This window comes from Cohnella abietis, from assembly GCF_004295585.1.
Classification (GTDB): Bacteria; Bacillota; Bacilli; order Paenibacillales; family Paenibacillaceae; genus Cohnella; species Cohnella abietis.
In genome coordinates, this window is the sequence record NZ_AP019400.1 from 2,105,850 (window position 1) to 2,128,405 (window position 22,556).

At 43.8% G+C, this 22,556-nt stretch carries 27 protein-coding genes; 24 read left to right on the forward strand and 3 right to left on the reverse strand.

Annotation, left to right across the window (positions count from 1 at the left end; all coding sequences use genetic code 11):
- Positions 1–9: 9 nt before the first annotated feature.
- The 7 genes from KCTCHS21_RS08760 (at position 10) to KCTCHS21_RS08790 (ending at position 2,830) form a co-directional block, all read left to right on the forward strand.
- A complete protein-coding gene (locus KCTCHS21_RS08760; RefSeq protein ID WP_130606857.1) occupies positions 10–324 on the forward strand; it encodes a hypothetical protein in 315 nt (104 codons plus the stop codon).
- 17 nt (positions 325–341) lie between these two features.
- Entirely contained in the window at positions 342–566 is a 225-nt protein-coding gene (locus KCTCHS21_RS08765) for a hypothetical protein (protein ID WP_130606859.1), read from the forward strand.
- 38 nt (positions 567–604) lie between these two features.
- Positions 605–871 carry a hemolysin XhlA family protein gene (locus KCTCHS21_RS08770; protein WP_130606861.1) on the forward strand — a complete coding sequence of 89 codons (267 nt, stop codon included), beginning with the start codon at positions 605–607 and terminating at the stop codon, positions 869–871.
- 2 nt (positions 872–873) lie between these two features.
- On the forward strand, positions 874–1,188 hold the full coding sequence (locus KCTCHS21_RS08775) for a hypothetical protein (protein ID WP_130606863.1): 315 nt from the start codon (positions 874–876) through the stop codon (positions 1,186–1,188).
- The gene (locus KCTCHS21_RS08780; protein ID WP_130606865.1) at positions 1,181–1,987 is read left to right on the forward strand and encodes a C39 family peptidase; all 807 of its coding nucleotides are present in this window, start codon (positions 1,181–1,183) and stop codon (positions 1,985–1,987) included. The genes KCTCHS21_RS08775 and KCTCHS21_RS08780 overlap by 8 nt, the downstream gene beginning before the upstream one ends.
- Positions 1,988–2,109: 122 nt before the next feature.
- Positions 2,110–2,310, forward strand: a complete 201-nt coding sequence (locus KCTCHS21_RS08785) for a YqaE/Pmp3 family membrane protein (protein ID WP_130616412.1) — start codon at positions 2,110–2,112, stop codon at positions 2,308–2,310.
- Between the two features lie 181 nt (positions 2,311–2,491).
- Positions 2,492–2,830, forward strand: a complete 339-nt coding sequence (locus tag KCTCHS21_RS08790; protein WP_130606867.1) for a hypothetical protein — start codon at positions 2,492–2,494, stop codon at positions 2,828–2,830.
- Positions 2,831–2,861: 31 nt separating this feature from the next.
- Here KCTCHS21_RS08790 and KCTCHS21_RS08795 read toward each other — a convergent pair whose 3' ends face one another.
- Positions 2,862–3,164: a hypothetical protein gene (locus KCTCHS21_RS08795; RefSeq protein WP_130606869.1), complete on the reverse strand. Its 303-nt coding sequence runs from the start codon at positions 3,162–3,164 to the stop codon at positions 2,862–2,864.
- Positions 3,165–3,690: 526 nt separating this feature from the next.
- Between KCTCHS21_RS08795 and KCTCHS21_RS08800 the strand changes: the two genes are divergently transcribed.
- The 4 genes from KCTCHS21_RS08800 (at position 3,691) to KCTCHS21_RS08815 (ending at position 6,070) form a co-directional block, all read left to right on the forward strand.
- Complete coding sequence (locus KCTCHS21_RS08800) at positions 3,691–3,909, forward strand: helix-turn-helix domain-containing protein (RefSeq protein WP_130606871.1); 219 nt, start codon at positions 3,691–3,693, stop codon at positions 3,907–3,909.
- A gap of 258 nt (positions 3,910–4,167) precedes the next feature.
- Positions 4,168–4,575 carry a hypothetical protein gene (locus KCTCHS21_RS08805; protein WP_130606873.1) on the forward strand — a complete coding sequence of 136 codons (408 nt, stop codon included), beginning with the start codon at positions 4,168–4,170 and terminating at the stop codon, positions 4,573–4,575.
- Positions 4,576–4,749: 174 nt separating this feature from the next.
- The gene (locus tag KCTCHS21_RS08810; RefSeq protein ID WP_130606875.1) at positions 4,750–5,019 is read left to right on the forward strand and encodes a hypothetical protein; all 270 of its coding nucleotides are present in this window, start codon (positions 4,750–4,752) and stop codon (positions 5,017–5,019) included.
- Between the two features lie 67 nt (positions 5,020–5,086).
- Positions 5,087–6,070: a C40 family peptidase gene (locus KCTCHS21_RS08815; protein WP_157993990.1), complete on the forward strand. Its 984-nt coding sequence runs from the start codon at positions 5,087–5,089 to the stop codon at positions 6,068–6,070.
- An 88-nt stretch (positions 6,071–6,158) separates the two neighbouring features.
- Here KCTCHS21_RS08815 and KCTCHS21_RS08820 read toward each other — a convergent pair whose 3' ends face one another.
- Positions 6,159–7,211: an HD-GYP domain-containing protein gene (locus KCTCHS21_RS08820; protein ID WP_130606880.1), complete on the reverse strand. Its 1,053-nt coding sequence runs from the start codon at positions 7,209–7,211 to the stop codon at positions 6,159–6,161.
- A gap of 210 nt (positions 7,212–7,421) precedes the next feature.
- On the opposite strand from KCTCHS21_RS08820, the gene KCTCHS21_RS08825 reads away from it, so the two are divergent.
- The 12 genes from KCTCHS21_RS08825 (at position 7,422) to KCTCHS21_RS08880 (ending at position 20,775) form a co-directional block, all read left to right on the forward strand.
- Complete coding sequence (locus KCTCHS21_RS08825) at positions 7,422–8,459, forward strand: SIS domain-containing protein (protein ID WP_130616413.1); 1,038 nt, start codon at positions 7,422–7,424, stop codon at positions 8,457–8,459.
- Between the two features lie 21 nt (positions 8,460–8,480).
- Complete coding sequence (locus KCTCHS21_RS08830) at positions 8,481–9,260, forward strand: DeoR/GlpR family DNA-binding transcription regulator (protein ID WP_130606882.1); 780 nt, start codon at positions 8,481–8,483, stop codon at positions 9,258–9,260.
- A gap of 35 nt (positions 9,261–9,295) precedes the next feature.
- Positions 9,296–10,258 carry an ROK family protein gene (locus KCTCHS21_RS08835; RefSeq protein ID WP_130606884.1) on the forward strand — a complete coding sequence of 321 codons (963 nt, stop codon included), beginning with the start codon at positions 9,296–9,298 and terminating at the stop codon, positions 10,256–10,258.
- A 36-nt stretch (positions 10,259–10,294) separates the two neighbouring features.
- Complete coding sequence (locus tag KCTCHS21_RS08840) at positions 10,295–11,149, forward strand: class II fructose-bisphosphate aldolase (RefSeq protein WP_130606886.1); 855 nt, start codon at positions 10,295–10,297, stop codon at positions 11,147–11,149.
- A 21-nt stretch (positions 11,150–11,170) separates the two neighbouring features.
- Entirely contained in the window at positions 11,171–12,112 is a 942-nt protein-coding gene (locus tag KCTCHS21_RS08845) for a 1-phosphofructokinase family hexose kinase (protein ID WP_130606888.1), read from the forward strand.
- A gap of 483 nt (positions 12,113–12,595) precedes the next feature.
- Positions 12,596–14,035, forward strand: a complete 1,440-nt coding sequence (locus KCTCHS21_RS08850; protein WP_232058129.1) for a bifunctional metallophosphatase/5'-nucleotidase — start codon at positions 12,596–12,598, stop codon at positions 14,033–14,035.
- A 60-nt stretch (positions 14,036–14,095) separates the two neighbouring features.
- The gene (locus KCTCHS21_RS08855; protein WP_130606890.1) at positions 14,096–14,947 is read left to right on the forward strand and encodes an undecaprenyl-diphosphate phosphatase; all 852 of its coding nucleotides are present in this window, start codon (positions 14,096–14,098) and stop codon (positions 14,945–14,947) included.
- A 150-nt stretch (positions 14,948–15,097) separates the two neighbouring features.
- Positions 15,098–16,213: an HD-GYP domain-containing protein gene (locus KCTCHS21_RS08860; RefSeq protein WP_130606892.1), complete on the forward strand. Its 1,116-nt coding sequence runs from the start codon at positions 15,098–15,100 to the stop codon at positions 16,211–16,213.
- 162 nt (positions 16,214–16,375) lie between these two features.
- A complete protein-coding gene (yfkAB, locus tag KCTCHS21_RS08865; protein WP_130606894.1) occupies positions 16,376–17,530 on the forward strand; it encodes a radical SAM/CxCxxxxC motif protein YfkAB in 1,155 nt (384 codons plus the stop codon).
- Between the two features lie 52 nt (positions 17,531–17,582).
- On the forward strand, positions 17,583–18,938 hold the full coding sequence (locus KCTCHS21_RS08870; RefSeq protein ID WP_408621771.1) for a hemolysin family protein: 1,356 nt from the start codon (positions 17,583–17,585) through the stop codon (positions 18,936–18,938).
- Positions 18,939–18,997: 59 nt separating this feature from the next.
- Positions 18,998–20,008: a sporulation integral membrane protein YtvI gene (ytvI, locus tag KCTCHS21_RS08875; protein ID WP_232058223.1), complete on the forward strand. Its 1,011-nt coding sequence runs from the start codon at positions 18,998–19,000 to the stop codon at positions 20,006–20,008.
- A 206-nt stretch (positions 20,009–20,214) separates the two neighbouring features.
- Positions 20,215–20,775: a hypothetical protein gene (locus KCTCHS21_RS08880; RefSeq protein WP_130606901.1), complete on the forward strand. Its 561-nt coding sequence runs from the start codon at positions 20,215–20,217 to the stop codon at positions 20,773–20,775.
- A gap of 195 nt (positions 20,776–20,970) precedes the next feature.
- Here KCTCHS21_RS08880 and KCTCHS21_RS08885 read toward each other — a convergent pair whose 3' ends face one another.
- Complete coding sequence (locus tag KCTCHS21_RS08885) at positions 20,971–21,279, reverse strand: DUF3862 domain-containing protein (protein ID WP_130606903.1); 309 nt, start codon at positions 21,277–21,279, stop codon at positions 20,971–20,973.
- Positions 21,280–21,773: 494 nt separating this feature from the next.
- On the opposite strand from KCTCHS21_RS08885, the gene KCTCHS21_RS08890 reads away from it, so the two are divergent.
- Positions 21,774–22,391 (forward strand): alpha-lytic protease prodomain-containing protein, encoded by a 618-nt coding sequence (locus KCTCHS21_RS08890; protein ID WP_157993991.1) that lies wholly within the window; start codon positions 21,774–21,776, stop codon positions 22,389–22,391.
- The last annotated feature ends 165 nt before the right edge of the window (positions 22,392–22,556 follow it).

The following is a 22,556-nucleotide window of genomic DNA, read 5'->3' on the forward strand; positions in this document are numbered from 1 at the left end:
GGTTGATAATTGAGACATTATGTTACATTAAACCAAGTGGGCTTATGTATAGGTTATCAATCCTCATCAGAGGAGATTTTAGATGATAGCTTAGTAGATGTATCTGAGATGGTAGAGGATGGTACTTCAATAGATGACTTCCTTTGGCGAAAGTATACTGAGGGCATTTGGTCTGAAGAGAAGTTTAAGCCAGATCCTCCAGCGCCTGCACCTGATCCAGAACAGAGAATCATCGCACTTGAAACTGAAAACGAATTGTTAAGAGAGCGCGTCGCCCAAACACAGGACGACGTTCTTTTTATATTTGAAACCATATTTGCATAAGAGGAGAAGTGATTAGAATGGCAGAGACAGCGCGTGAGAGAATGGTAAGAGGTTATGCTAACGCAATTTACTTGGATGGTACGAGACGGTTTGAGACAATCGTAGCAAGCTATGACACCGATGTTAAGATTTACGCCGGCACAAAATTTACATTGCCACAGATCGATGCTGCATTGGCGACAGAGAGAATTACCGAGGGCGAATACCTTGAAACTTTAAGATACACACCAGGCTCCGCATAAGCGGGGCTTTTTATTTTAATGAAGATGAGGTGGCAAACATGCCTGTTGATGATGTGCAGACAGAAATATTGCAACGATTAACGCGAGTGGAAACAAAGCTTGATATGCAGCTCAATGCAAAGGATTTAGCGTCCGAGGCTCTTGATAAGGCAAAGTCGGCCCATCATCGGGTTGATGATATAAACAAACGCATCGATGAGGTTGCAGCAGACATCAAGTGGTTATGGCGTACAGTCATTGCAACTATCATATCCGGAGCCATCAGTGGCGGTATTGCCCTACTCTGGAAAGGAGTCGGTTCGTAGGTATGGAAAACCAATTATTCACTTGGGAAGCTCTTTCCGCAATGGGGGGAGCTTCTTTGCTTACCTTTTTCGTGGTGCAGTATTTCAAGACTTTGCTTGATCGTTTGGTTCCAGCAATACCAACAGATCTATTTGCCGTTCTTGTAGCTTTCATCATACTTACGTTGTCACAACTGGCATTAGGGGCAGATGCAGGAGATTGGCGGGTTTATGCGTTATCCTTCGCAAATGGATTTCTAGTAGCTGCTGCAGCTGGACAGATGCAAAACAAAGCAGTCAATCCACCGGGGAAGAGTGGGAGGAAAGCAAATGGGTAATCTCGTCTACTACAGTCAAAAGGACAAACGATGGGGAGCAATACCCTACACCATCCGTAACGATCCAAAGCAAACCATTGCCACGTCTGCATGTGGGCCTACTTGTATGGCAATGGTAGCAGCGACATGGCGGGATACGTCGATTCTTCCACCGGAGACATCCAAGCTTGCGCTTGATCTCGGATACCGTACTGAAAACAGCGGCACAGATTGGGGCTACTTTAAGGCGGCAGCAATGCGGTATGGTTTGGAACAAAAGCAGACAAATAACCTTGAAGAGGTAAAGAACGCTCTTGCTGCAGGGTCACTTGTAATCGCATCTATGGGTCCTGGTCACTTAACGGGTGGAGGACATTACGTTCTCCTTGTCGGCATTAATGCTAAATGGATCGAGGTCCATGATCCAAACCATAGCTATAGATACCCAAATGACGGATTGGTAACAGGCATCAAAGGTGATGGCAAAATTAAGGTGGACGAGGGTGTATTTCGGCGTGAAGCTAAACAGTATTGGATATTTCCAAAGCCGGATAAAAATGAGGAGGATCAACCTATGACTGCATCAGAGAGAAAAGAATTTGAGGCACAGCGGTTGAAAGTTAACGAGTTGACCAGTATGGTGACCACACTTACGCTGAAGGTGAAGGATATAGAAACGAATATACCGGCTCCAAAGTGGTTTTTAACGGAGTTTGGCGACAAGCTGATGGAGAAGATGAGTGATCCAACCGGGACATTGGACTTTTGGAGGTCACTAGCGGTTTCTCTGAGGGTGCAAGGGTATAAGAAGGTAATTTAAATATTTTCCCGTTGGCTACGGCTGGCGGGCTTTTTTTTATTCTTTAGGACTTATGAAGCAGGAAGATCATAATGGATACAGAATATGTATATGTAAATATCTGTCGTAAAGGGGCGTTAAATGTGCGGTACCTGCTTTGCTTTATACCTCCACTGGCAATTTTATCGTGCGGTAAATTTGGTCAATTCTTTCTCAGCTGTATATTAACTGTGTGCCTATATGTGCCAGGAGTAATACACGCTATTCTGGTAGTTAACGCTTATAAAGCTGACAAACGTACTGATAGGATTGTTCAGGCAATTGAGCGCGGTAGAGCACAATAGTATTTTATTAAATTGATAGTTTACATTTATTTGCAGTTATGATATATTCTTTTTGACCGAAAGCATCGGCATATCAATAACAGCTCTGACAGACTTATTGTCAGGGCTTTTTATTTGCCTTGTTAAGAATGTATGTTCGTATTATAATGGGGTCAAATGTTTGTGATTGGAGGGGGTTACTATGTTTGACCCGACAAACGCCTTAAACGGTCACATTGCACTACTCACAATGGTCAAAGGTGTAGAGGGTGATATGGTAGGTGTTAAGGGGCTCATGCGATCCGTTATGAAAGGCGCGGGGCAATTAATCTATGCGGAGCTCGAAGCGAGTCGTAAACGTATGAGCGAGAATAGAATGTGGGTACAAGCTGAGCCAGTGGGCGATAGGTGCTATTCGTATGCGCTAAACGGTCGTCGTGAACAGATTGAGATATCTCAGTCAGATTTGAATCTACATGTCGGCATGGCACTGAAAAATATAGAACAACAGTTAGATAAAGCAAAAGCCCAAGCAAAATAGCTGGGGCTCTCGGGCTTCTAGCGCTCTCATGTTATTGATTATCCGCAATGAAATTATCTACTCGCTCTACTATGGCTGAAATTTCATCGAGAGATTCCTTTAAGGACTCAATGTCGTTTGTTATCTCATCTAGTTCGGTATGGTACTCTTCCCATTTTTCACGACGATCTACGAAGTTTTCTGGAATATTTTCGCTTGTTTCGTAAACTTCATCACGAATGTAGTCGAAATCAGAGTGCAGGCTTTCCAATGCATCGATAGGAATTTGTTCCTGAATGGCGGCTATGTCCTTAGCCAGTTGTTTCACTTTAGCCATGAGTTGGGTTTTCTTCATCCTCTTATACCCTCCATAGGGAGCCGGAGCTCCCGTGATTATTTAGCCGACTCCAATCTAAACATGTCCCGCTTCCCTTCCACGCAGCCGAATTTATTTTGTGAGATTAAAGACTAATGCCGCGATGCTGAGGACAAGCGCAACCATGGTCAGTGCGTAGGCAACTTTCCGTTTCATACCTTCAGCCCCTTTATGTTATAATGTGAAAAAGAAGAAGCCGCGCCTTTGGATTTCATTTTTGGTAGGAGAGAAGCCGCCTTTCAGCGACTTCCCTTGCCTTTGTGATTACCCTCGAATGAAGGTGATGATCGAGAGCGTTATGCTGATGACTGCAATCACTAGCATAACGTCTGCTCTCCAATCATACTCGCGCTTCTTCTTTTTCTTTTTGGCCATTTCCCTCACCTCCTTATATTCTTATTATACAACGTTTAACGTTATGTGTCAACGTTTAACGTAAAATTAATTACGAATAAATGTTGAAATTTATCGTTAAGTGATGTATATTTGAACGGGGGGCGATGAAATGTTGAGATTACGGCTACGTGAAATCATGTTTGAAAAGCGTTGGAACGCTAGACAACTGAGCGAAGCAACTGAAATACGGTGGAACAGTATTAACGATATGATGGAGAACCAATCAAAACGATGGACTGTTGAGAACCTAGAAATTATTATGAAGGTTCTGGAAATTAAGAGTGTAGCTGAATTAATTGAATATGTAGAGGATGACCCCGGAGAGTGAATCCGGGGTTTTGTTTTGTGCCGATTTCGTGCCGATTCTGTCAGATACTTTGCGATACCGTATGAGTTCAAGATTAGAAATAAGCTCAAATAATAAGCATTTCAAGGTATTGTGAGACTGCATGAAAACTGAAATTTATCAAATTTGAGATGGAAGGTTCGATTGGTTAATAGCAACCAGTTAAAGGTCGATTCCCGTTAAGGGGATCGGCCTTTTTTTGTGGGCAATTTTTGCAAGAAGCGTAGAGAGGACGTTGAAGTGATTTTGTTTGTCTCAGCGTGCAACCCCGCCGGTGCGTTATTGCGGCTGGAAGTGTGGGTTACGCCCGATAGTGAACGCTCGGTGCCTTATTGCGGCTGCCAGTGTGGGTTTGCGCCAGATAGTGAACGTGCGGTGCGTTATTGCGGCTGGAAGTGTGGGTTTGCGCCAGATAGTGAACGTGCGGTGCGTTATTGCGGCTGGAAGTATGGGATTGCGACCGATAGCGAACGCGCGGTGCGTTATTGCGGCTGGAAGTGTGGGTTTGCGCCAGATAGTGAACGTGCGGTGCGTTATTGCGACTGGAAGTGTGAATTTGCGGCTGATAGTGAACGCGAGGTTCCTTATTGCGGCAGAAAGTGTGAATTTGCGACCGATAGTGAACGCGAGGTTCCTTATTTCTGCTGAAAGTGTGAATTTGCGGCCGATAGTGAACGTGCGGTTCCTTATTGCGGCTACAAGTGTGGAATTGTGTCCGATAGTGAATGTGCGGTTCCTTATTGAGGCTGGAGGAGTGAATTTGCGCCCGATAGTGAACGTCCGGTGCGTATTGCGGCAGAAAGTGTGAATTTGCGCCCGATAGTGAACGTCCGGTGCGTTATTGCGGCTGGAAGTGTGAATTTGCGGCCGATAGTGAACGCGAGGTTCCTTATTTCTGCTGAAAGTGTGAATTTGCGGCCGATAGTGAACGTGCGGTTCCTTATTGCGGCTGCAAGTGTGGAATTGTGTCCGATAGTGAACGTGAGGTTCCTTATTGCGGCTGGAGGAGTGAATTTGCGCGAGATAGTGAACGCCCGGTACCTTACTGCGGCAGAAAGTCTGGATGTGCGAAAGCCGTTTATGCTTCGTTAAGCATAAACAGCGTGATTGAAAGTCATTCTATAGGGAGATGTACATCCCGAAGGAAGGCGGCGCAAATATGAATGTACTTAAAAGAAAGTTTCTCCTTCTCGTAGCTGGCGGTATTTTGCTACTTACAGGTTGTGTCCACAATCCAGGAGATACTACGATTGACTTAAAGCGTTCTACTGGTCCTGTGAAGGTGCAGTCAAATGGTGCATCTCCGTCAGATCTAACGGAAGGACGCCACATCGTACCTATTCGACAGCTTCAGCACACTGGGTACATTTCTCTGGAAGATCTGACGAAGGCTACAGGATATCGCGGGGCTTGGCTGAGAGATGGTTCCTATGGGGTAGGAGATCATGATGCTGCATGGATTTTCAAAGCAGGGCAGACTACAGTATCTATAGCGGGTAAGAAGATGAGAATGCCAGCATCAGCTATTAAAGAAGGAGAGCTGCTATACATTCCGGTCTCCGCTTTACAGAAGCTGTATGGAGACGTCACGGTCTTTAGGGTGGAGACCGACGACATCGCCTTTTTTCCAAAGCCTACCCCTAATGAGACGGGTGCTTCCGGCAAGAGCTTGAATTTCTCTAATGGAGAGCCTAATCTGCTGTCCCAATCGTCCACTCCTGCTGAGACCGCTGCTGCAAAAGATAGCAAGGGTGATAATGTCATTACGTTTGCTAAGAAATATCTCGGTGTTAAATATGAATTTGGTACGGGGAAGTACAGCGAGACAGGCAACTTCGACTGCTCATCCTTCACGCAATATGTTTTCAACCATTTTAACGTAGATCTTCCTAGGGTCGCTCAGCAGCAAGCAGATGGGGGAACTTATATTGCGAGGGACAATCTTCGGGCAGGGGATTTAATGTTTTTCTACGTCCCTGGACGGTTCAAGAGCAATGATACAGTCGGTCATGTCGGGATTTACATGGGGGATGAAAATATGATTCATGCAAGCCCATTGCCTGAAGACGGCGTTCAAGTTACCCCGATTAACAAGGCTTACTGGAAAGAAACTTTTATGTATGCCAAACGATTCCCTTTATAAAAAACAATTAAAAAATCAATGAAAAAGGGCTCTATCCTTAGGAAGTTCCTAGGGATAGAGCCTTTATGCGAGCGAACAAAGTTGGGTGCTACATGATAATTTCTTTAATTTCTATCGCACGGCTTACAGACAAATCAATGAATTCATCATCTACTCGAACTAGCGGGCGGAAATAGTCAGTCGGATGGGTCATTATAATGGTTCCGGACTGTCCGTTTGATAGCTCTACCTTCTTCCCAATAAAATTGGGGATCATATGTCTAATAAAAGTATGGGTGAAATCAGGGTCTAGTTCATTAAAGCTAAGCGAGTAGAGCTCCTTTAGAACAATGAGTAAATCTCTTTTCTCCTGATAAACGCGAGATGAGATCATGGCACTATAGACATCAGCTACCGCAACTACCCTAGCCAAAGGATGAATTTCATTCCCGCTTATTCCATTGGGATAACCGGTACCATCCAACCGCTCATGGTGCTGCAGGGCAGCTAGCGCGATGGCAGAATCTTTAAAAGATCTTTCTAATATATCGTACCCGTGCTGGGGATGATTTTTAATTTCCTCGTATTCCTCGTCTGAAAGTTTGGACGGCTTATTTAAGATGGCTTCAGCGATCTTACATTTGCCTACATCATGCAAGAAGCCTGCCTTGCCTGCTCTTACCGTCTCCTCCTCGTCCCAGTTGAGCCAACGAGCAATGTAATAGCTAAGCATGCCGACCTGAACGGAGTGCTGATAAGTATAGTCATCTTGGCTGTTCAGCATAAGAAGCAGGGAAACGACATCTCTTTCCGTACGGAAATTCTCAACTAGCGGCTGAAAGCTTTCTCTGACGTCTTCCTCATAAACACGACCCTCAATAAGTGCGCGCTCGAATAATTGCTCTGCCCCTGCAACTGCATCATGGTAGAGTGGGCGTAGCAATGGATTATAGTAACTATTAGTAGGTTCTGCTGCCGCTACTTCAGAAACCTTATTAGGGCGCAGCTCAATCTCTAAAAAATCTATTTGGTGCTGATACATCCTAGAAAGTTCTTTCTCATTAAGAGTTGTCCCTTTAGATAGGACGTGCAATCCGAAGGAGTTAAATATATCTTCCGATAATCGATCTCCTGATCGTACATCTGTAATATGGACTCGCATGTTACACCTCGACAGGATACTCGAATAATTGAGAGATTTCGATAAAATAATTAATATCTACATGCTACCAACTAAAGCGTTTTCTTGCAATAAAATACTTTATTTTTTTCAAATAAAATCAAAAAAATGATTGTAAATTTCACAACAAATGAAATATAATTTCATTATGTACTTTTCATTTGACAAGGAGTGGTTACTTTGACCAGAGGAATGCTAACACTTCCCGAAATCGGAGGACAGGCCGAAGCCTTATCCGCAGCATGGGAGCACTTAAAAGGGCAACAGGATTGGGTGGAGCAATATATAGGTAATTCAGCTTATGATGAGGTTGTATTCATAGGATCAGGTTCTTCCTATTATCAGGCACAGGCTATGGCTACTACTTACAGATTGTGGATAGGTCGGAGTGCAAGCGCGTTGCCGTCCTCCGATATTTTTCTGTTTCGGGATCAATCGGTTGCGCGGGATAGAAGCATTTTGCTAGTTGGTGTTTCCCGATCTGGGGAATCCTCAGAAGTGATTCTTGCGTTGGATTCGGTTAAGGAGCTGGCAAACTGGTCAACTTGTGGCATTACTTGTTATGAGGAGAGTCGCTTAGGCACCATGACAGCATGCTTAGTATCTCCGCTAGGCAAAGAGAAGAGTACCGTTATGACTAAATCATTCGCCAGCATGACCTACATGATGCAAGCAGCCATTGCGAAGAAGGCAGGAGTAGCTTTCGAATCTCAGATGGAAAGCATTCTCTCGCTTCATGCAGATGTAGTTACTCGCGGTAATAGCTTTGCTGAAAGCTTGGTAGAAGATAATGAATTCAATAAATATATTTATTTAGGGATGGGCTCCTATTTCGGACTTGCGCAGGAAGTATGCTTAAAGCTCAAGGAAATGTCCTATGTATGGACAGAGAGCTATGGCACGCTGGAGTTCCGTCATGGTCCAAAGTCTGTAGTCGAGCCCGGCACGCTTGTCTGCTTGCTCGTCTCTGAACAGGCCCGGTCTTACGAGCTTAAGGTAGCCGAAGAGATGAAGGCTTACGGGGCATTTGTTTTATTGGTTACTGCTGCTCGCGGTGAGGACACAAGCTTTGCAGATGCAGTGTTCGAAGTCGGTGGACAATCGCTTTCTGATGAAGCACGTGCGGTAATGTACCTTCCATTGTTACAGTACCTCGGCTTCTATACGGCTATGAAACGGGGAGTAGACCCCGATCATCCTAGAAATTTAACACAGGTGGTCACTATTTGATTTTAGAGGGAGCTTACTAAGATGGCACGCAACAAAACGGACCGGCAAGAGCTGGTACTCGCCTATCTAGAACGCTATGGAAGTATTTCATTGCCGGAGATGACAGAAAAGTTTGACTGCTCGGAAGCGACCGCAAGACGGGATCTTGAGGAGCTTGAGAAGACCGGTCGGGTCATCCGTACGATGGGCGGTGGGGCTAAATACGAAAGCAATGTAATTAGTCGCGAGGTTCCCTTTCATGAGAAGCAGAGCGAATTGTTTCGAGAGAAGGAAGCCATTGCTTACAGAGCAGCCTCTTTGGTAGAAGAGGGCGATGTCATCGGATTGACTGGTGGAACTACAACCTTTCTCATTGCGAAGGAATTGAAAAAGAGACGTAATATCACGGTCGTAACGAATGCGGTTAACATTGCCATGGAGCTAGCGGATAGCTATGAGCTACAGGTTGTATTAACCGGAGGCGTTCTAAGAAACAGAAGCTTTGAATTATGCGGCCCATTGGCAGAGCAAACCGTCAAAGCATTGAACATCCATAAGATGTTCATGGGAGTTGACGGGGTTACGAAGGATGGGGTCAGTACCTACTCTGAGCTTGAGGCTAATATTGCTAGCTTGCTTATGCAAAGATCAAGTAAAACGATAGCGGTCTTTGATCGCACTAAAATAGGTAAATCCTCACTTTTTCACGTAGCTTCCTTAAAGGAGCTTCATGCTTGTATTACAGATGAACAGCCAGAAAGCTCACTGAAAGATGCTTTGGAGCTAGCTAGTGTAAAGGTCTATATGGCGAATATGGACTAAGTGTGTGCGAGTACGGGAGGGAGGTAGGCTGTTCGATGAGCGTAACGATAGGTGTAGACCTCGGAGGCACTAACATCGTATGTGGTGCGGTCGATGAGACTGGTAGCGTGCTGCGCAAGCTGAAGCAGCCCACAGAAGCCCATCTGGGGCATTCTGATGTGCTTGGACGAATTGCAGCAATGGTACAAAGCATTCGTAAAGAGCTTGCTGGCGAGCACGAAGTGTCGAGTGTCGGTGTTGGAGTACCTGGACTTGTTGACCCACAAGCTGGCATTTCCCGATTCGCTGGTAATTTGAAGTGGCACGATGTTCCAGTTGCTGCAGAGCTTGAGAGTCGGCTTGGCATACCCGTCTACATTGACAATGACGTTAGGCTTTATATTTACGGAGAAGCGGTAGCGGGCGCGGGACGCGGCTTTGATCATATACTTGGCATTACAATCGGCACGGGAATAGCGGCTGCTATTATGATCGAAGGCCAATTTCATTATGGCTATAAGGCGATGGCTGGGGAAATCGGACATGTCCGGATGGAGGGTGTAGAAGAAGCGTGCTCATGTGGCCTGTATGGCTGTCTTGAGACTGTAGCGTCGGCATCCGGCATGGTAAGACAGGCAAGGAAGGCCATTCAGGAAGGGCGCAAAAGTGTGCTGGCCGATTGGTATCCGAGCGAATCCCTACACCTGTTAACGGCTGCGGACTTATCGAAGGCGATGGATCAAGGCGATTCATTGGCCACGGAAATTCTAACGCGAGCTGGAGCATTAAATGGTCGTGCATTAGCTGCTGCTGCTACCGTTCTCAGTCCCGAGATTATTATTGTCGGGGGAGGCGGGGCGCTTGCTGGAGAGAGAATTCTTGCCCCGCTTAGGAAGGAATTATATGAGCTGCTGTTGCCTGATTTTCGTGAGGGCTTAAAGGTTGTCGCTGCAGAAAATAACGACGATGCAGGTATTATCGGAAGCGCTTTGTTTGCGAGACATCGATTATTAAGCTAGTGCTCTATTAACGACATTATATTGGAGGAATATATCATGGCATTAGTATCATCTACTCCACTTCTTGAAGAAGCACGCGCCGGTGGCTATTGTGTTGGAGCTTTTAATGTTCATACGCTTGAAATGCTACAAGCAGTAGTAGAGGCAGCAGAAGAAGTGCAAGCACCACTAATTATTCAATCTACTGTTGGAACGGTTAAGCACTTGGGAGCAGACTATATTGCGGCAGCAGCAACGGTTGCAGCTAATAGAAGCTCGGTTCCAATTGCTCTGCATCTGGACCATTGCTCCGATTTCAATATTATCATGCAATGTATTAGAGCCGGATACACATCCGTCATGATCGACGCATCCCACGATCCGTTTGACTTGAATGTTGCGGCAACTCTTAAAGTAGTTGAAGCTGCAAGAGCGGTTGGTATTAATGTCGAGGCGGAGCTTGGTCGAGTTGGTGGAGTAGAAGACGATATTGTAGTTGATGAGCATGATGCTTTACTGGCAGATCCTGACGATTGTGCTAGATTCGTTGAATTAACGGGTGTTCATACGCTAGCACCAGCAATAGGTACAGCGCACGGAATCTACAAGGGTGATCCAAACATTGATTTCGACCGGATTGGTCGTATTGCATCTAAAGTATCCGTTCCTTTAGTGCTTCATGGGGGATCTGGAATTCCCGAGGCTCAGGTAAAGAAGGCTGTCTCTCTTGGGATGTCTAAAATGAACGTTGCAACTGAATTACGTATTGTATTTTCAGATGCTATTAAAGCGGTTTTTGCGAATAACCCAGATGAAAATGACCCGCGTAAATATATGGTACCTGCCAAACAAGCCTTGAAAGCAGCGGCAATTGAAAAAATGCGTCTATGCGGCTCAATCGGCAAAGCTTAGACGGAAGGTGGCCTATCGAGGATGAAAACTAAAATCACGACCGTCACCTTAAATGCAGCAATCGATAAAACGTATTACGTTCCTGATCTGAAGAAAGGCACTGTTATGCGTGCGGATAAAGTGCTGTCCATGGCCGGCGGTAAAGGTGTTAATGTCGCGAGGGTGCTCCACCAGTTAGGACATCCTGAGGTCGCGGCGACAGGCTTCGCTAGCGGGTATAACGGCAAATTCATCATGGATCAGGTGAAGGAGACTGGCATCGCCTCCGAGTTTGTCGGAGCATTAGGCGAATCAAGGCTTTGCCTGAATTTCCTAGACGGCCAAGATGGCTCTTCAACTGAGGTGCTTGAGCCCGGACCCGATATCAATGAGGAGCATCTGGACAATCTTAAACGGAAGCTGCGTCAGCTTTCAGAGGAGTCCAAGCTTGTTATTTTCTCAGGCAGCATTCCCAAAGGCTTATCATCGGGATTATATGCAGACCTGATTGAAATTTCCCGGTCGGCTGGGGCAGAAGTATTTCTGGATGCAAGCGGAGATCCGCTGCTGCAGGGAATAGAAGCCAAGCCTTCGTTTATTAAGCCTAACGAGGACGAGATTGTCCCGTTGCTGGCGGGTAATGGACAACAGCATTTGTATGATGGAGTGCAGTTACTCATGGCTAAGGGAATTCCTAACGTTGTTGTGACGTTGGGAGGCGAGGGTGCTGTCGCTGGTGTAGGCGGGAAGCTGTATCGTGTTCGGATTCCGAAGATTAATGCTGTAAATACGGTAGGTTGCGGTGATGCTTTTGTTGCTGGGTTTGCTTACGGGTATGTTCGGGACTGGTCCGCAGTGGAATGCTTGCGTTACGCGGCTGCAGCCGGATGCGCGAATGCATTATCAGCAGTCGCAGGTGACGTGCAGCAGACAAAGCACCAGGAGCTTCTAAAGCAAGTACACGTAGAAGAAGGGAATCGGTAGTGAAGTGAGGGACGCTCGTCCCATCATAGTCACGCTAACTGTTTCGCATGTTATAAGCGGGCCTCCGGCAGGAGGCTTCGCAAACAGGCGTTTTGACAAACCCATGTCCTAATAATTGCAGACCCCCCATGAAACCCTCAGCTGTAGTGCTTCTTACAATAAGCTCCATCCACTCTTCTCCACCCATTAAATAGCCCAAATAGTTATTTTCCTTGTGTTCATCTCCCTCCTGTGGAACATCAAATAATCCGTTCTTCCTGCATACCATATCGCCTGTGAAAATGTTATGCTATAGGTGTGCCAAAGCAGGCAATCTTATCCGTTCAAGATGCGTTGGCAGTGTCTTAATTGCTTACTATAATCGGATAAATTTCCACTAGCGATCGTTTTATTTTTACGGCTGATTACGTTTCTTCCTGAAATGTTAGTCACATACTTAAGGAGCGGCTGATGACGCAAATCGGCGATTAGGAGTGAAAATAGTTGTCCGTAAACAATGTGACGCTTACTCTCTTGCATACAAATGATTTACATAGCCATTTTGAAGAGTTATCCCGGATTGCCGGCTTTATTAAACAAGTCAGAGAGACTACAAACTCTGAGCAGCTACTAGTCGTTGATTGCGGTGATTTTCTTGATCGAGTGAGAGTCGAGACGGAAGGGACGCAGGCTTCTGCCAATCGTGCAGCACTAGAGTATATCGGTTATGATGCATTGCTGCTCGGCAATAACGAGGGCTTGAGCTATACGCCAGGACAATTAGAGCAAATATTCGAAGGAATGCCTATTCCGATCGTGTGCGCGAATATGACTCTGAGTAAATCAGGTCAATGCCCCCCTTGGATGATCCCAACATACAAAATCGTAAAGTCTGGAATTCGAATAGGTCTGATCGGCGTTACCGCCCCATTTAATGAATACTATGACCTGTTAGGGTGGAATGCGGCAGATCCGTTCGACACAGTGAGAAAAGAAGCTGAACGCTTGCGGCCGGAAGTGGACGTGCTAATTGTTCTGTCTCATCTTGGTCTGCGCCAAGACGAACGAATGGCTACTTCCATTGAAGGAATTGATTTTATACTTGGTGGTCATACGCATCATCTTCTTGAGGTCCCACTACTCGTAGGGAGTACCCAAATATGCGCAGCCGGTAAATTTGGTGGTCATATTGGTCATCTCAATCTTGAGTTTGATGCTAACAACAAGCTCATAAACATTTCTGGAGGTAGTAAGTCTACAGAAGACTTCCCTCGGGAAAGTGGATTAGACAGCCTAATCGAACGATATCGCGGGGAAGCTAGTCTGAAGATGAACAAGCAAATCGCGTATTTGTCCGAGTCGTTAGAATACCGGTCTGATCAAGAATCTGTGCTGCCAACACTACTTGCTTATGCCGTTCGCCAAGTAACCTCAGCAGAGATTGGGTTAGTAAATGCAGGTCAGCTACTAGAAGGGCTGCCAGCTGGTAAAGTTACCGAAGAAACCATTCACGCTATATGCCCCTCTCCAATTAATGCCTGTGTAACGATGCTACAGGGCTATCAAATCGTTAAGGCACTGGAAGAGAGCTTGCTACCCGAATTTCAGCAACTAGAAATTCGCGGCTTTGGCTTCCGAGGGCGGGTATTGGGGATGCTTTGCCTGGATGGTCTAGAGGTTACGGTTGATCCTTCCAGAGCACCCTTACATCGGATTACAGCTATTAAGGTCAACGGTGTAGCATTAGACGAGAAGAAAATGTATTCAGTGGGAACCCTGGATATGTTCACATTCGGAGTTGGCTACATTGGACTTAAGGAAGGAGTAGACACACGTTACTTCCTCCCTGATTTCATCCGAGATATTCTTTCCCGGGCACTTAACCAAAAGGAGTGGATTACGAACTGCCGGAAGCCGCGTTGGCTTCAGCATTCAATGAATTAAATAACGAAAATAATCTATCGCATCTCATAATGCACGTTAGAATTAGGAGGGAATGGATGTATGCTACATTGGTTTGATTCGATTATTCTCGGGATTGTCGAAGGTTTAACAGAATTTCTGCCCGTATCCTCAACCGGGCATATGATTTTGACCAATAAGCTATTAGGTTATGAGGAAACACCAGAGCAGCTCAAGACATTCGAAATTGTTATTCAGTTTGCAGCTATTCTTGCTATTGCGCTCGTCTATCGTAAAAGAATACTGCAAGTGTTCGGTCTAGGTAAAAAGGAATCCGTACGTGGGCTATCTGTAGACTCATTCCCTAAGAAACGTCTTAACCTCATTCATGTTGCACTAGGAATAGTACCTCCATTAGGCATTGCCTACATTTTCAAAGATTATATTAAAGAAATTGGCTTTCACACTGCACCTGTCCTATGGGCACTTGTCGTAGGCGGGATATATATGTGGATTACCGAAATTTTGTATGATTCGGGTAAAATCAAAAGGACAGCGGAAACGATGGATGATATTTCGTATAAGCAGGCTTTGCTAATTGGTGTGCTTCAATGTGTTTCTGCGGTATGGCCAGGTTTCTCGAGATCAGGCTCGACTATCGCGGCGGGTATGCTAGGTGGGGTTAGCTATCGGGCTTCAGCTGATTTTTCCTTCTTTATTGCCATTCCGATTATGACAGTTGCTACGGGGTATGAGGTGCTTAGCAATATTGACCAATTCCGCTCTGGAGAAATTGATTTAGGCTTTTTATTAACAGGATTTATCGTTTCCTTCTTTGTCGCATGGCTTGTTGTCGTAGTCTTCTTGAAAGCTTTGCAGAAACTCAAGCTGAAGTATTTCGCATGGTATAGATTTGTGATCGCAGCATTATTTTATTTGTTTATAATGAGATGAAAATAGGTTAATGTTGAAAAATGTCGGTTTATGTGGAAAAAAGACATTTTGTCACAAAAGTATCTAAAATGAATAAGGGGAATAACCGATGTATTACATAAGGATTTTTTTCCTTACTTTTAAAAGCATAGAAAGGAGGCTTATTACGGAATGCGCATGATGCCGATTTCTCTTAGTCGGCCGGGCATGAGACTGGCCAGAAAGATATATTCCGATGACGGAATCGTGTTGTTGGCTGAGGGAGTTGAGCTAACTGCTTCTCTCATCCGTCGATTGGGGGAATGCGGAATCAGTTTTCTCTACATTCAGGATGCTAGAACGGAAGGATTGGTCGTTCCGGAGCTGCTAAGTGAAGAAACCCAGCGTCGAACAATTAATACTATACGTCAAGCATTTCGTGATTTTACTGATCAGCCTCACAAAAGCAAAAGTACGACTTATCCATATATAGGTCGAAATATGCGTCAAGTCATGCAGCTTATCATGGATGAATTAGGCCAAAGTGAAGATGCAATGATTATGCTCATGAATTTGCATACGGTTGATCATTATTTATACATGCATTCGTTGAACGTTTGCGTATATTCAACCTTGCTTGGAATGGCTAGCGGCTATAATCATGATCAGTTGGTCACTTTAGGTCTTGGTGCCATGCTCCATGACATCGGAAAGACTCAAATTTCAATGCAGGTATTATTAAAGCCAGGCGCATTGTCGGCTTACGAATTTGACGAGATGAAGAGGCATACCGAACGAGGCTATTATCTTCTTAAAGACGAGCCTAACATTCCATTATTGGCAGCCCATTGTGCTTATCAGCATCATGAGAGAATTAATGGTTCAGGGTACCCAAGAGGAATTAAAGGGAATGAAATACATGAGTTTGCCAAATGGATTGGAATCGTTGATTCCTATGATGCCATGACAAGTCAAAGGACCTACAAGGATGCGATGCTTCCTCACCAAGCGGTAGAAGCCTTGTATGCAGGGAGTGATATTTTGTACGATACCTCAATGCTGCAGCTGTTCCGCGATAAAGTGGCAATCTACCCTATTGGTTTAACGGTGAAACTTAATACGGGACAATACGCCGTCGTCAGTGACATTAATTCAACTTGTGCGCATCGCCCTGTAATTAGGATATTAACGGATGAGGATGGCGTGGAGCTTAAGGCTCCATTCGATATGGACTTGTCCAAGCAGCTTAATATTCTCATCTCCAAGATTGAAATCGGTACTGAGGAAATCAATCCTATGCCCGCGTAACTTCCTCCATTTTAAGGCTGCCCTTCGGGACAGCCATTTTAGTCCCTCGTGGTTTCAGCCCCTGCAGGTTTCTGCTATATATCTTTAAGTAACGAAAGTTTGTTTTTATTGCTTCCGGACAGTACAATAAAAGGAACGTAATAAAAGACAGGAGTATTGATTATGCAGGCAATTTCCCAACAGGCAGCAGCGGGGCCCTTCGCACCGCCCTCAGGTTGGAAAGTATTAAATCCATCGTACGACCCATGGGATCCCATCCGTTCTTTGCAGCAGTTCGGCCAACACGAGCTGACAAGCGTCGAACTCACGGTAACCCATCTATGCAATATGAGATGTGAGCATTGTGCAGTAGGCGATAGCCTAACGATGAAGGAAGCACCCCATATCCCTATGGATCTTATTTTCAGAAGGCTGGATGAAGTAGAGCATTTGGAAACGATTAGTATGACCGGTGGGGAACCAACCTTCAGCATGGAGACGGTCAATAATATATTAATTCCTTTATTGAAATACGCTCGTGCACGTGGCATACGCACGCAGTTAAATTCAAATGTAACAATGGATTACGAAAGATATGAGCTTATCGCTCCTTTTTTGGATGTTATGCACATATCCTTTAACTATACAGAAGCACAGGATTTTCATCAGGTGGGGTTTGCTCGGAGCGGAAGGAATGTTGGAATTAATACGACTTCCAGAATGTACGAGAGAATGATTAATAATGCATTAAAGCTCTCGCAGGGTGGATTATTTGTTTCTGCTGAATCCATGATCAACTATCGTACGTATAACAAGATAACAGACATTCATAGGTTGATTGTCGAGATGGGCTGTCAGCGACATGAAGTGCATCCTATGTACCCAAGCTCCTTCGCTGCTGGACTTCCGGCTGTGACGCGGGATCAAATGTTTGAAACCGTGGAGACGCTGCTCGACAATCGCAATGAACATATTTGGATGCTGTTCGGTACGTTGCCGTTTTTTTCTTGCAGCGATAATGAAAAAGAAAGGCGGTTAGTTAGGAGACTGAGGGAAGAAACTAATGTTACCGTTCGTAATGATCCTGATGGACGAAACCGGATTAATGTAAATATGTTTAGTGGGGACGTTTATGTTACGGACTTTGCTTCAGTGCCTCCCTTTGGAAACATTAAGGACGATAAGTTAGATCATATTTTTGACAAATGGCGCAATCATCCTATGCAGCAGGCTGTTAACTGTCATTGTCCGGCTGCAAGCTGCTGTGGTCCGAATTTACTAGTTTCAGACATGTTCTATCGTGGTACAGATTTTACAAGTAGGCGCGCAATCCTCTAAAGCATCGGGTTATTAGGGTGCTGGGGGTAGACAAGGAGGAGCTCGATTTATTTTGGAATTACAATGGGATTTAATTTTTTGGAATGTTGTTCTTGTCCTGTTCTTAGTGCTTCTTAATGGTTTTTTTGTAGCCTCGGAATTCGCACTGGTGAAAGTACGGCAAACCAGATTACTTCAATTAAGCAATGAAGGTAATACCCGCGCCAAATACGCATTGAAGGTTAACAAAAGATTGGATGCTTACTTATCAGCGACTCAGTTAGGTATTACATTGGCATCATTGGGGCTTGGGTGGGTTGGAGAGCCTGCCATTGCGGATTTAATCGTTAATCCGATATTGCATAACTTCGGAGTAACCGACGAAAGAGTCATTCATACGGTTGCATTTACAGTAGCATTCTGTGTTATTACGTTCCTGCATATCGTACTAGGAGAATTAGCACCGAAATCTCTCGCGATTCAGCGTTCAGTTGGTGTATCTCTCTGGCTTTCTTGGCCACTGCTTATTTTTTATCGAATATTCCTTCCGTTCATCTGGTTCCTTAACGGTACAGCGAACCGTTTGCTTAAGCTTGTAGGAGTTGAGCCAGCCAGTGAGCATGAAGCGGCACATACAGAAGAAGAAATACGAATTCTCATGAGTCAAAGCGCCAAAAGTGGCATTATCGACAAAGATGAGATGACTTTGTTTGACAATGTATTTGAATTTGCAGACAGGGTTGCTCGCGAGGTTATGCTTCCAAGAACGGATATGGATTGCCTATTCGCGAATTTGTCATATGCAGATAATATGAAGCAGGTTTATGAATCAAAGCATACACGTTACCCTGTTGGTTTAGAAGACAAAGATCAAATACTTGGTTTCGTGCATATTACGGATTTGTTGACTGCTGACCCGGACGAAGAGCATGACCTCAAGGATTTTCTTCGACCGATTCTAAGTGTTCCTGAATCGATGGAAGTTAGTAAAATCTTAAAGCTGATGCAACGGAAGAAGTCACAGGTTGCCATAGTTATCGATGAGTACGGCGGTACTGCAGGTATGCTCACAGCTGAAACTATTCTTGAGGAGCTTGTAGGAGAGCTTCACGATGAATTCGACGATGAGCTTCCGGATGTAATAGTAAAAGGGGAATTAACTTCGGTAGATGGACGTATTCTAATAGAAGACGTAAATGTCCTGCTTGGTCTTGAGATTGAAGACGAAGAAGTTGACTCCATCGGTGGCTGGTTATTTAATCTCCTTGAAGGAAATATTTCCAAAGGGCAGAAGATCATACATGATGGTTACGTCTTCGAAATCACAGAGACTGAACGCTTACGGGTTCAGCGAGTGAGTATATATAAGAACAAAATCGTCATTGCTGATCCTCCTGCTGTTAGCTCAGAATCGAAGGAAAAGTCATAGTCGCAGGGGAATGGGAAGCGGGAAGGGGATAAGCTATGCCCGTTCGGGCTTTGCTTCTAATGGTAGGTTCGCTCGCCTTTTTGTATTTATTGTTTACCGTAGGCTCCCCATTCCTGTTAGCACTTGTGGTTGCGATTTTTTTAGAGCCATTAACGGTACTTTTAATGAATAAGACCAGAATAAATCGATTGGCTGCTTCGACGATCACAAGCTCTTTGTTCACAATAATATTGTTAGGGATGCTCGGGCTGATAGGAATGAAGCTTGTCAGTGAGCTAGGAAGCTTTTTCGAGAAATTACCTGACATACTTAAAAATGCGAATGTTTACATAAGACAGTTAATCGAGCAGGCACAGAAATATTCTAACAATGGCGATGCACCAGTGCCCGATCATTTGGAGCAATGGCTGTCAAATATTACTGCTGCATTGAGTCAGCTGTCAGCGAAGATTTCTGGCATACTGTTTGGATTTGCTTCTGGCATACCTGACTTCTTCATTTTCTTTATCGTATTCTTGGTTGCTGTCTACTTGTTCACCCTAAGCCTACCGATGATGAAAACCTCTTTTCTGTCTTTTTTTGAGGAAAAATCTAAGCGTCAGGTAGAAGAGGTATTGATTAGCTTAAGGAATTCTGTCTTTGGGTTTCTACGTGCTCAGCTTTTACTTAGTGTTATAACCTATGTGTTATCTTTCATCGGCTTGCTTATTCTCGGGACGGCTTATCCATTAGCTATTGCTTTATTGATTGTCGTCGTAGATATTTTGCCAGTGCTAGGTGTAGGCTCCGCGCTTATTCCATGGGCAATCTATCAGATTATTATTGGTGACACCTATACGGGAGTAGGATTAATTCTGCTATTCCTTGTCATTACAATCATCCGCCGAATTGTTGAGCCGAAGATACTTGGAGATGCGGTAGGTATTGGCGCTTTATCCGCTTTGATCAGCTTATACGTGGGCTACGAGCTCGTTGGGCTAATCGGAGTATTCTTAGGGCCTATTGTTGTTATCATGTTCATGGCTATGCATAAAGCAGGATTGTTTGATTTCAAAATTAAGTTTAATTAGGATGCTGTTTTTCCTTGTGCGGAGCGGGTTGGGGAGGTCACTAGCGGTTTCGCTGAGAGTTAAAGGGTATAAGAAAGTAAATTAATCATTCGCCCAGGGGCTTCGGCTTCTGGGTTTTTTCTTATTAAACTGCAGATAAAGCAGGAGAATCGACAAAAAACGCGAAAACATTAACAGTTGGAATATATTCTCAAGGAGTGGACTTGGTGAAATCTGTTTTAAGACTTACTGTACTTGTACTACTTATATCAGCTGCAGTTGGGTGTAGCGGGGGGAGTTTCAAGCCAAATACCTTTTCGTTGTCAGATATGTGTATTGTTAAGATCGATAACAAATCAAAGGTGTGTTACGGGGATACCCGGTCACAAGCTGAGAAAGTTTTGGGCTCCGGGACAAAATCCGTATTTGGTTACGACTATGATTTCGGGGTGAGTTTAGGGTTTCGGGATGACAAAGTTGTTCTCCTCTCTTTCGATGAAGATGCAAAAGGGGTTTACAGAACTGCACGCGGAGCCAAGATTGGAATTCTAAAGAGCGACGTTGAAAAGCTATACGGTGATAAGTATGCAGGCGAAGATGGAGAGTATCTACATTATTTATATGATTCAAAAGGCAATGAGTTTATTAGCGAAGTGCCACCGGGATGGGTAGAAACTGATTATGATGTTGGAGTGAACACTTTTGTATTACAAGTATATTTTGACGATAACGGTTACACAAATCAGATTGAGTTGATTGATTACCTATATTCAATGATAGCGGAATGACATTATCATGTTCTATGCAATCATATTACCAGACATTCGTGTCCATCAAAGAAAATCTATGTATTAAGAAATCTTTTGCAGGGTTCTTCTCGTTAAATCTGTAACTTTTTGTGGCCTGTAGGCTTCGGCTAACGGGCTTTTCTTGTTTTAAAAGAAACCCCCCGTCCAGTGATGAGGCTAAACGGGGGGTTGCATTTATTTAAGTCCAGATTGTGCTTTAGTGACGAGTTTATTGGCCTGAAACATAAAATTTGCATTAGCCCCTGTGGATCCCTTGCCGTTATATTGATACATAACCGTGTGGAGGTCGTCTCCTGGTGAACCTGATTCAGTTAACAATTCTCCCTCTCCACCTATGATCTTGACCACTTCTTTATAACTCATTCCGTCTTTGATTTGCTCAAATTGAGCCTTAGTGACCGTACCTTCACTTGTTGATACTTTGACATCTGTACAAGCAGTCAAAAGTAGTGCAAAGATTAAGATAAAAGATAATTGCTTCATTAATATACCACCCTTTAGCTGTTGTTTAACTGGCTTGCTGCAATTTCCAGATGTCACCATTTTATAACATTTGAATTTATTTGGCGATATATGACAAATAAAGATGGCAAACTCAACGCGAATTGTTCCGTTGATATATTTTGGTGAATTTTATTAAATGAAACAACACCACCTATACGGTCGGTAGGGTGTTTTATGTAGTTCAGGAAAAGTTTCCTTACCTCGTAAAATCATCAATGCAACCATATCTTCAAACGTCTACGAATTTACCCTTCGAAGTAAATCGGGATTTTCCAAACGGTGATGTTATTTCAGCATTGTTGCACAACAAAATCAGATTTACGATTCGTGATAATTTTACGAAAAGATACAAAAAACGCTATTGATTAGCATATCCACTATTGGTAACGTATAGGTGTAAAGCGAGGTCTTGATTTATTTTCTGTCTGAAATTTTTCATTTGTTCTCTTACTAATAAGAAGAGGTGTGTTCAGTTGACAAAAGTAAAAAAAATATTCGCAGCTGCAATTGTCTTTACTTTACTGGTAGGGATATTAATTAATAGTTCGATTGAAAAAGCAAATGCTTCAATTCAAAATATAGATGATTCAGAAACACAAATTAACTATATTCCAATTGAGGTTAAAGATTATGTTAAAGTACCTGACTTTATAAATAAATTATCACCAAAAGAGAGAGAAAGGTTTTTACTGGATTTAGAACTTTCGGAACAAATATCAAAACTTTCTAAATCAATAAAAGATAAAAACATTGATATTGGTGGGATTTACCAAGATAATACAAATCGAAAAATAGTCATTCAGGTGCTAAATGATAATCAGAAGCAAGCGATACAGGATCTAGGAGTAAGTGATAAATATCTTATATACGAATATGTTAAGTATTCAAATACTGATCTTAAAAAATTTGAAGCTAGTATAAACGACGCTGTAAGAAGTAAATTAATAGAAGGTGTAACAGCTTATTGGATTGATGTAAAAGAGAATAAATTAGTTGTAGCAGTTGATGATTACTCCTCCGAGAAGACACTGATTAATTATGTAAATCAAGATGCATTGAAGTTGGCTAAAATATCGTTAGTGACGGATTAAGTAAAATCTGGGGATGCGGTATCAGACAGTGGATTACGGGACTTCCTGTTCGTGGCTTTCCAAAGGAAAGCCTAGAGGTTGCTAGGCTTCGCTTGCGCATAATCTACTCAAGCAAGCAGCAGTTGATCAAAAACGAAAGGTGTTGGCACAGGAGTAACCTCCTGC

Coding starts and splice junctions, on each gene's coding strand:
- KCTCHS21_RS08765 (WP_130606859.1), top strand. CDS start 342: ATGGCAGAGACAGCGCGTGAGAGAATGGTAAGAGGTTATGCTAACGCA.
- KCTCHS21_RS08770 (WP_130606861.1), top strand. CDS start 605: ATGCCTGTTGATGATGTGCAGACAGAAATATTGCAACGATTAACGCGA.
- KCTCHS21_RS08775 (WP_130606863.1), top strand. CDS start 874: ATGGAAAACCAATTATTCACTTGGGAAGCTCTTTCCGCAATGGGGGGA.
- KCTCHS21_RS08780 (WP_130606865.1), top strand. CDS start 1,181: ATGGGTAATCTCGTCTACTACAGTCAAAAGGACAAACGATGGGGAGCA.
- KCTCHS21_RS08790 (WP_130606867.1), top strand. CDS start 2,492: ATGTTTGACCCGACAAACGCCTTAAACGGTCACATTGCACTACTCACA.
- KCTCHS21_RS08795 (WP_130606869.1), bottom strand. CDS start 3,164: ATGAAGAAAACCCAACTCATGGCTAAAGTGAAACAACTGGCTAAGGAC.
- KCTCHS21_RS08800 (WP_130606871.1), top strand. CDS start 3,691: ATGTTGAGATTACGGCTACGTGAAATCATGTTTGAAAAGCGTTGGAAC.
- KCTCHS21_RS08815 (WP_157993990.1), top strand. CDS start 5,087: ATGAATGTACTTAAAAGAAAGTTTCTCCTTCTCGTAGCTGGCGGTATT.
- KCTCHS21_RS08820 (WP_130606880.1), bottom strand. CDS start 7,211: ATGCGAGTCCATATTACAGATGTACGATCAGGAGATCGATTATCGGAA.
- KCTCHS21_RS08825 (WP_130616413.1), top strand. CDS start 7,422: ATGCTAACACTTCCCGAAATCGGAGGACAGGCCGAAGCCTTATCCGCA.
- KCTCHS21_RS08830 (WP_130606882.1), top strand. CDS start 8,481: ATGGCACGCAACAAAACGGACCGGCAAGAGCTGGTACTCGCCTATCTA.
- KCTCHS21_RS08835 (WP_130606884.1), top strand. CDS start 9,296: ATGAGCGTAACGATAGGTGTAGACCTCGGAGGCACTAACATCGTATGT.
- KCTCHS21_RS08840 (WP_130606886.1), top strand. CDS start 10,295: ATGGCATTAGTATCATCTACTCCACTTCTTGAAGAAGCACGCGCCGGT.
- KCTCHS21_RS08845 (WP_130606888.1), top strand. CDS start 11,171: ATGAAAACTAAAATCACGACCGTCACCTTAAATGCAGCAATCGATAAA.
- KCTCHS21_RS08855 (WP_130606890.1), top strand. CDS start 14,096: ATGCTACATTGGTTTGATTCGATTATTCTCGGGATTGTCGAAGGTTTA.
- KCTCHS21_RS08860 (WP_130606892.1), top strand. CDS start 15,098: ATGCGCATGATGCCGATTTCTCTTAGTCGGCCGGGCATGAGACTGGCC.
- yfkAB (WP_130606894.1), top strand. CDS start 16,376: ATGCAGGCAATTTCCCAACAGGCAGCAGCGGGGCCCTTCGCACCGCCC.
- ytvI (WP_232058223.1), top strand. CDS start 18,998: ATGGTAGGTTCGCTCGCCTTTTTGTATTTATTGTTTACCGTAGGCTCC.
- KCTCHS21_RS08885 (WP_130606903.1), bottom strand. CDS start 21,279: ATGAAGCAATTATCTTTTATCTTAATCTTTGCACTACTTTTGACTGCT.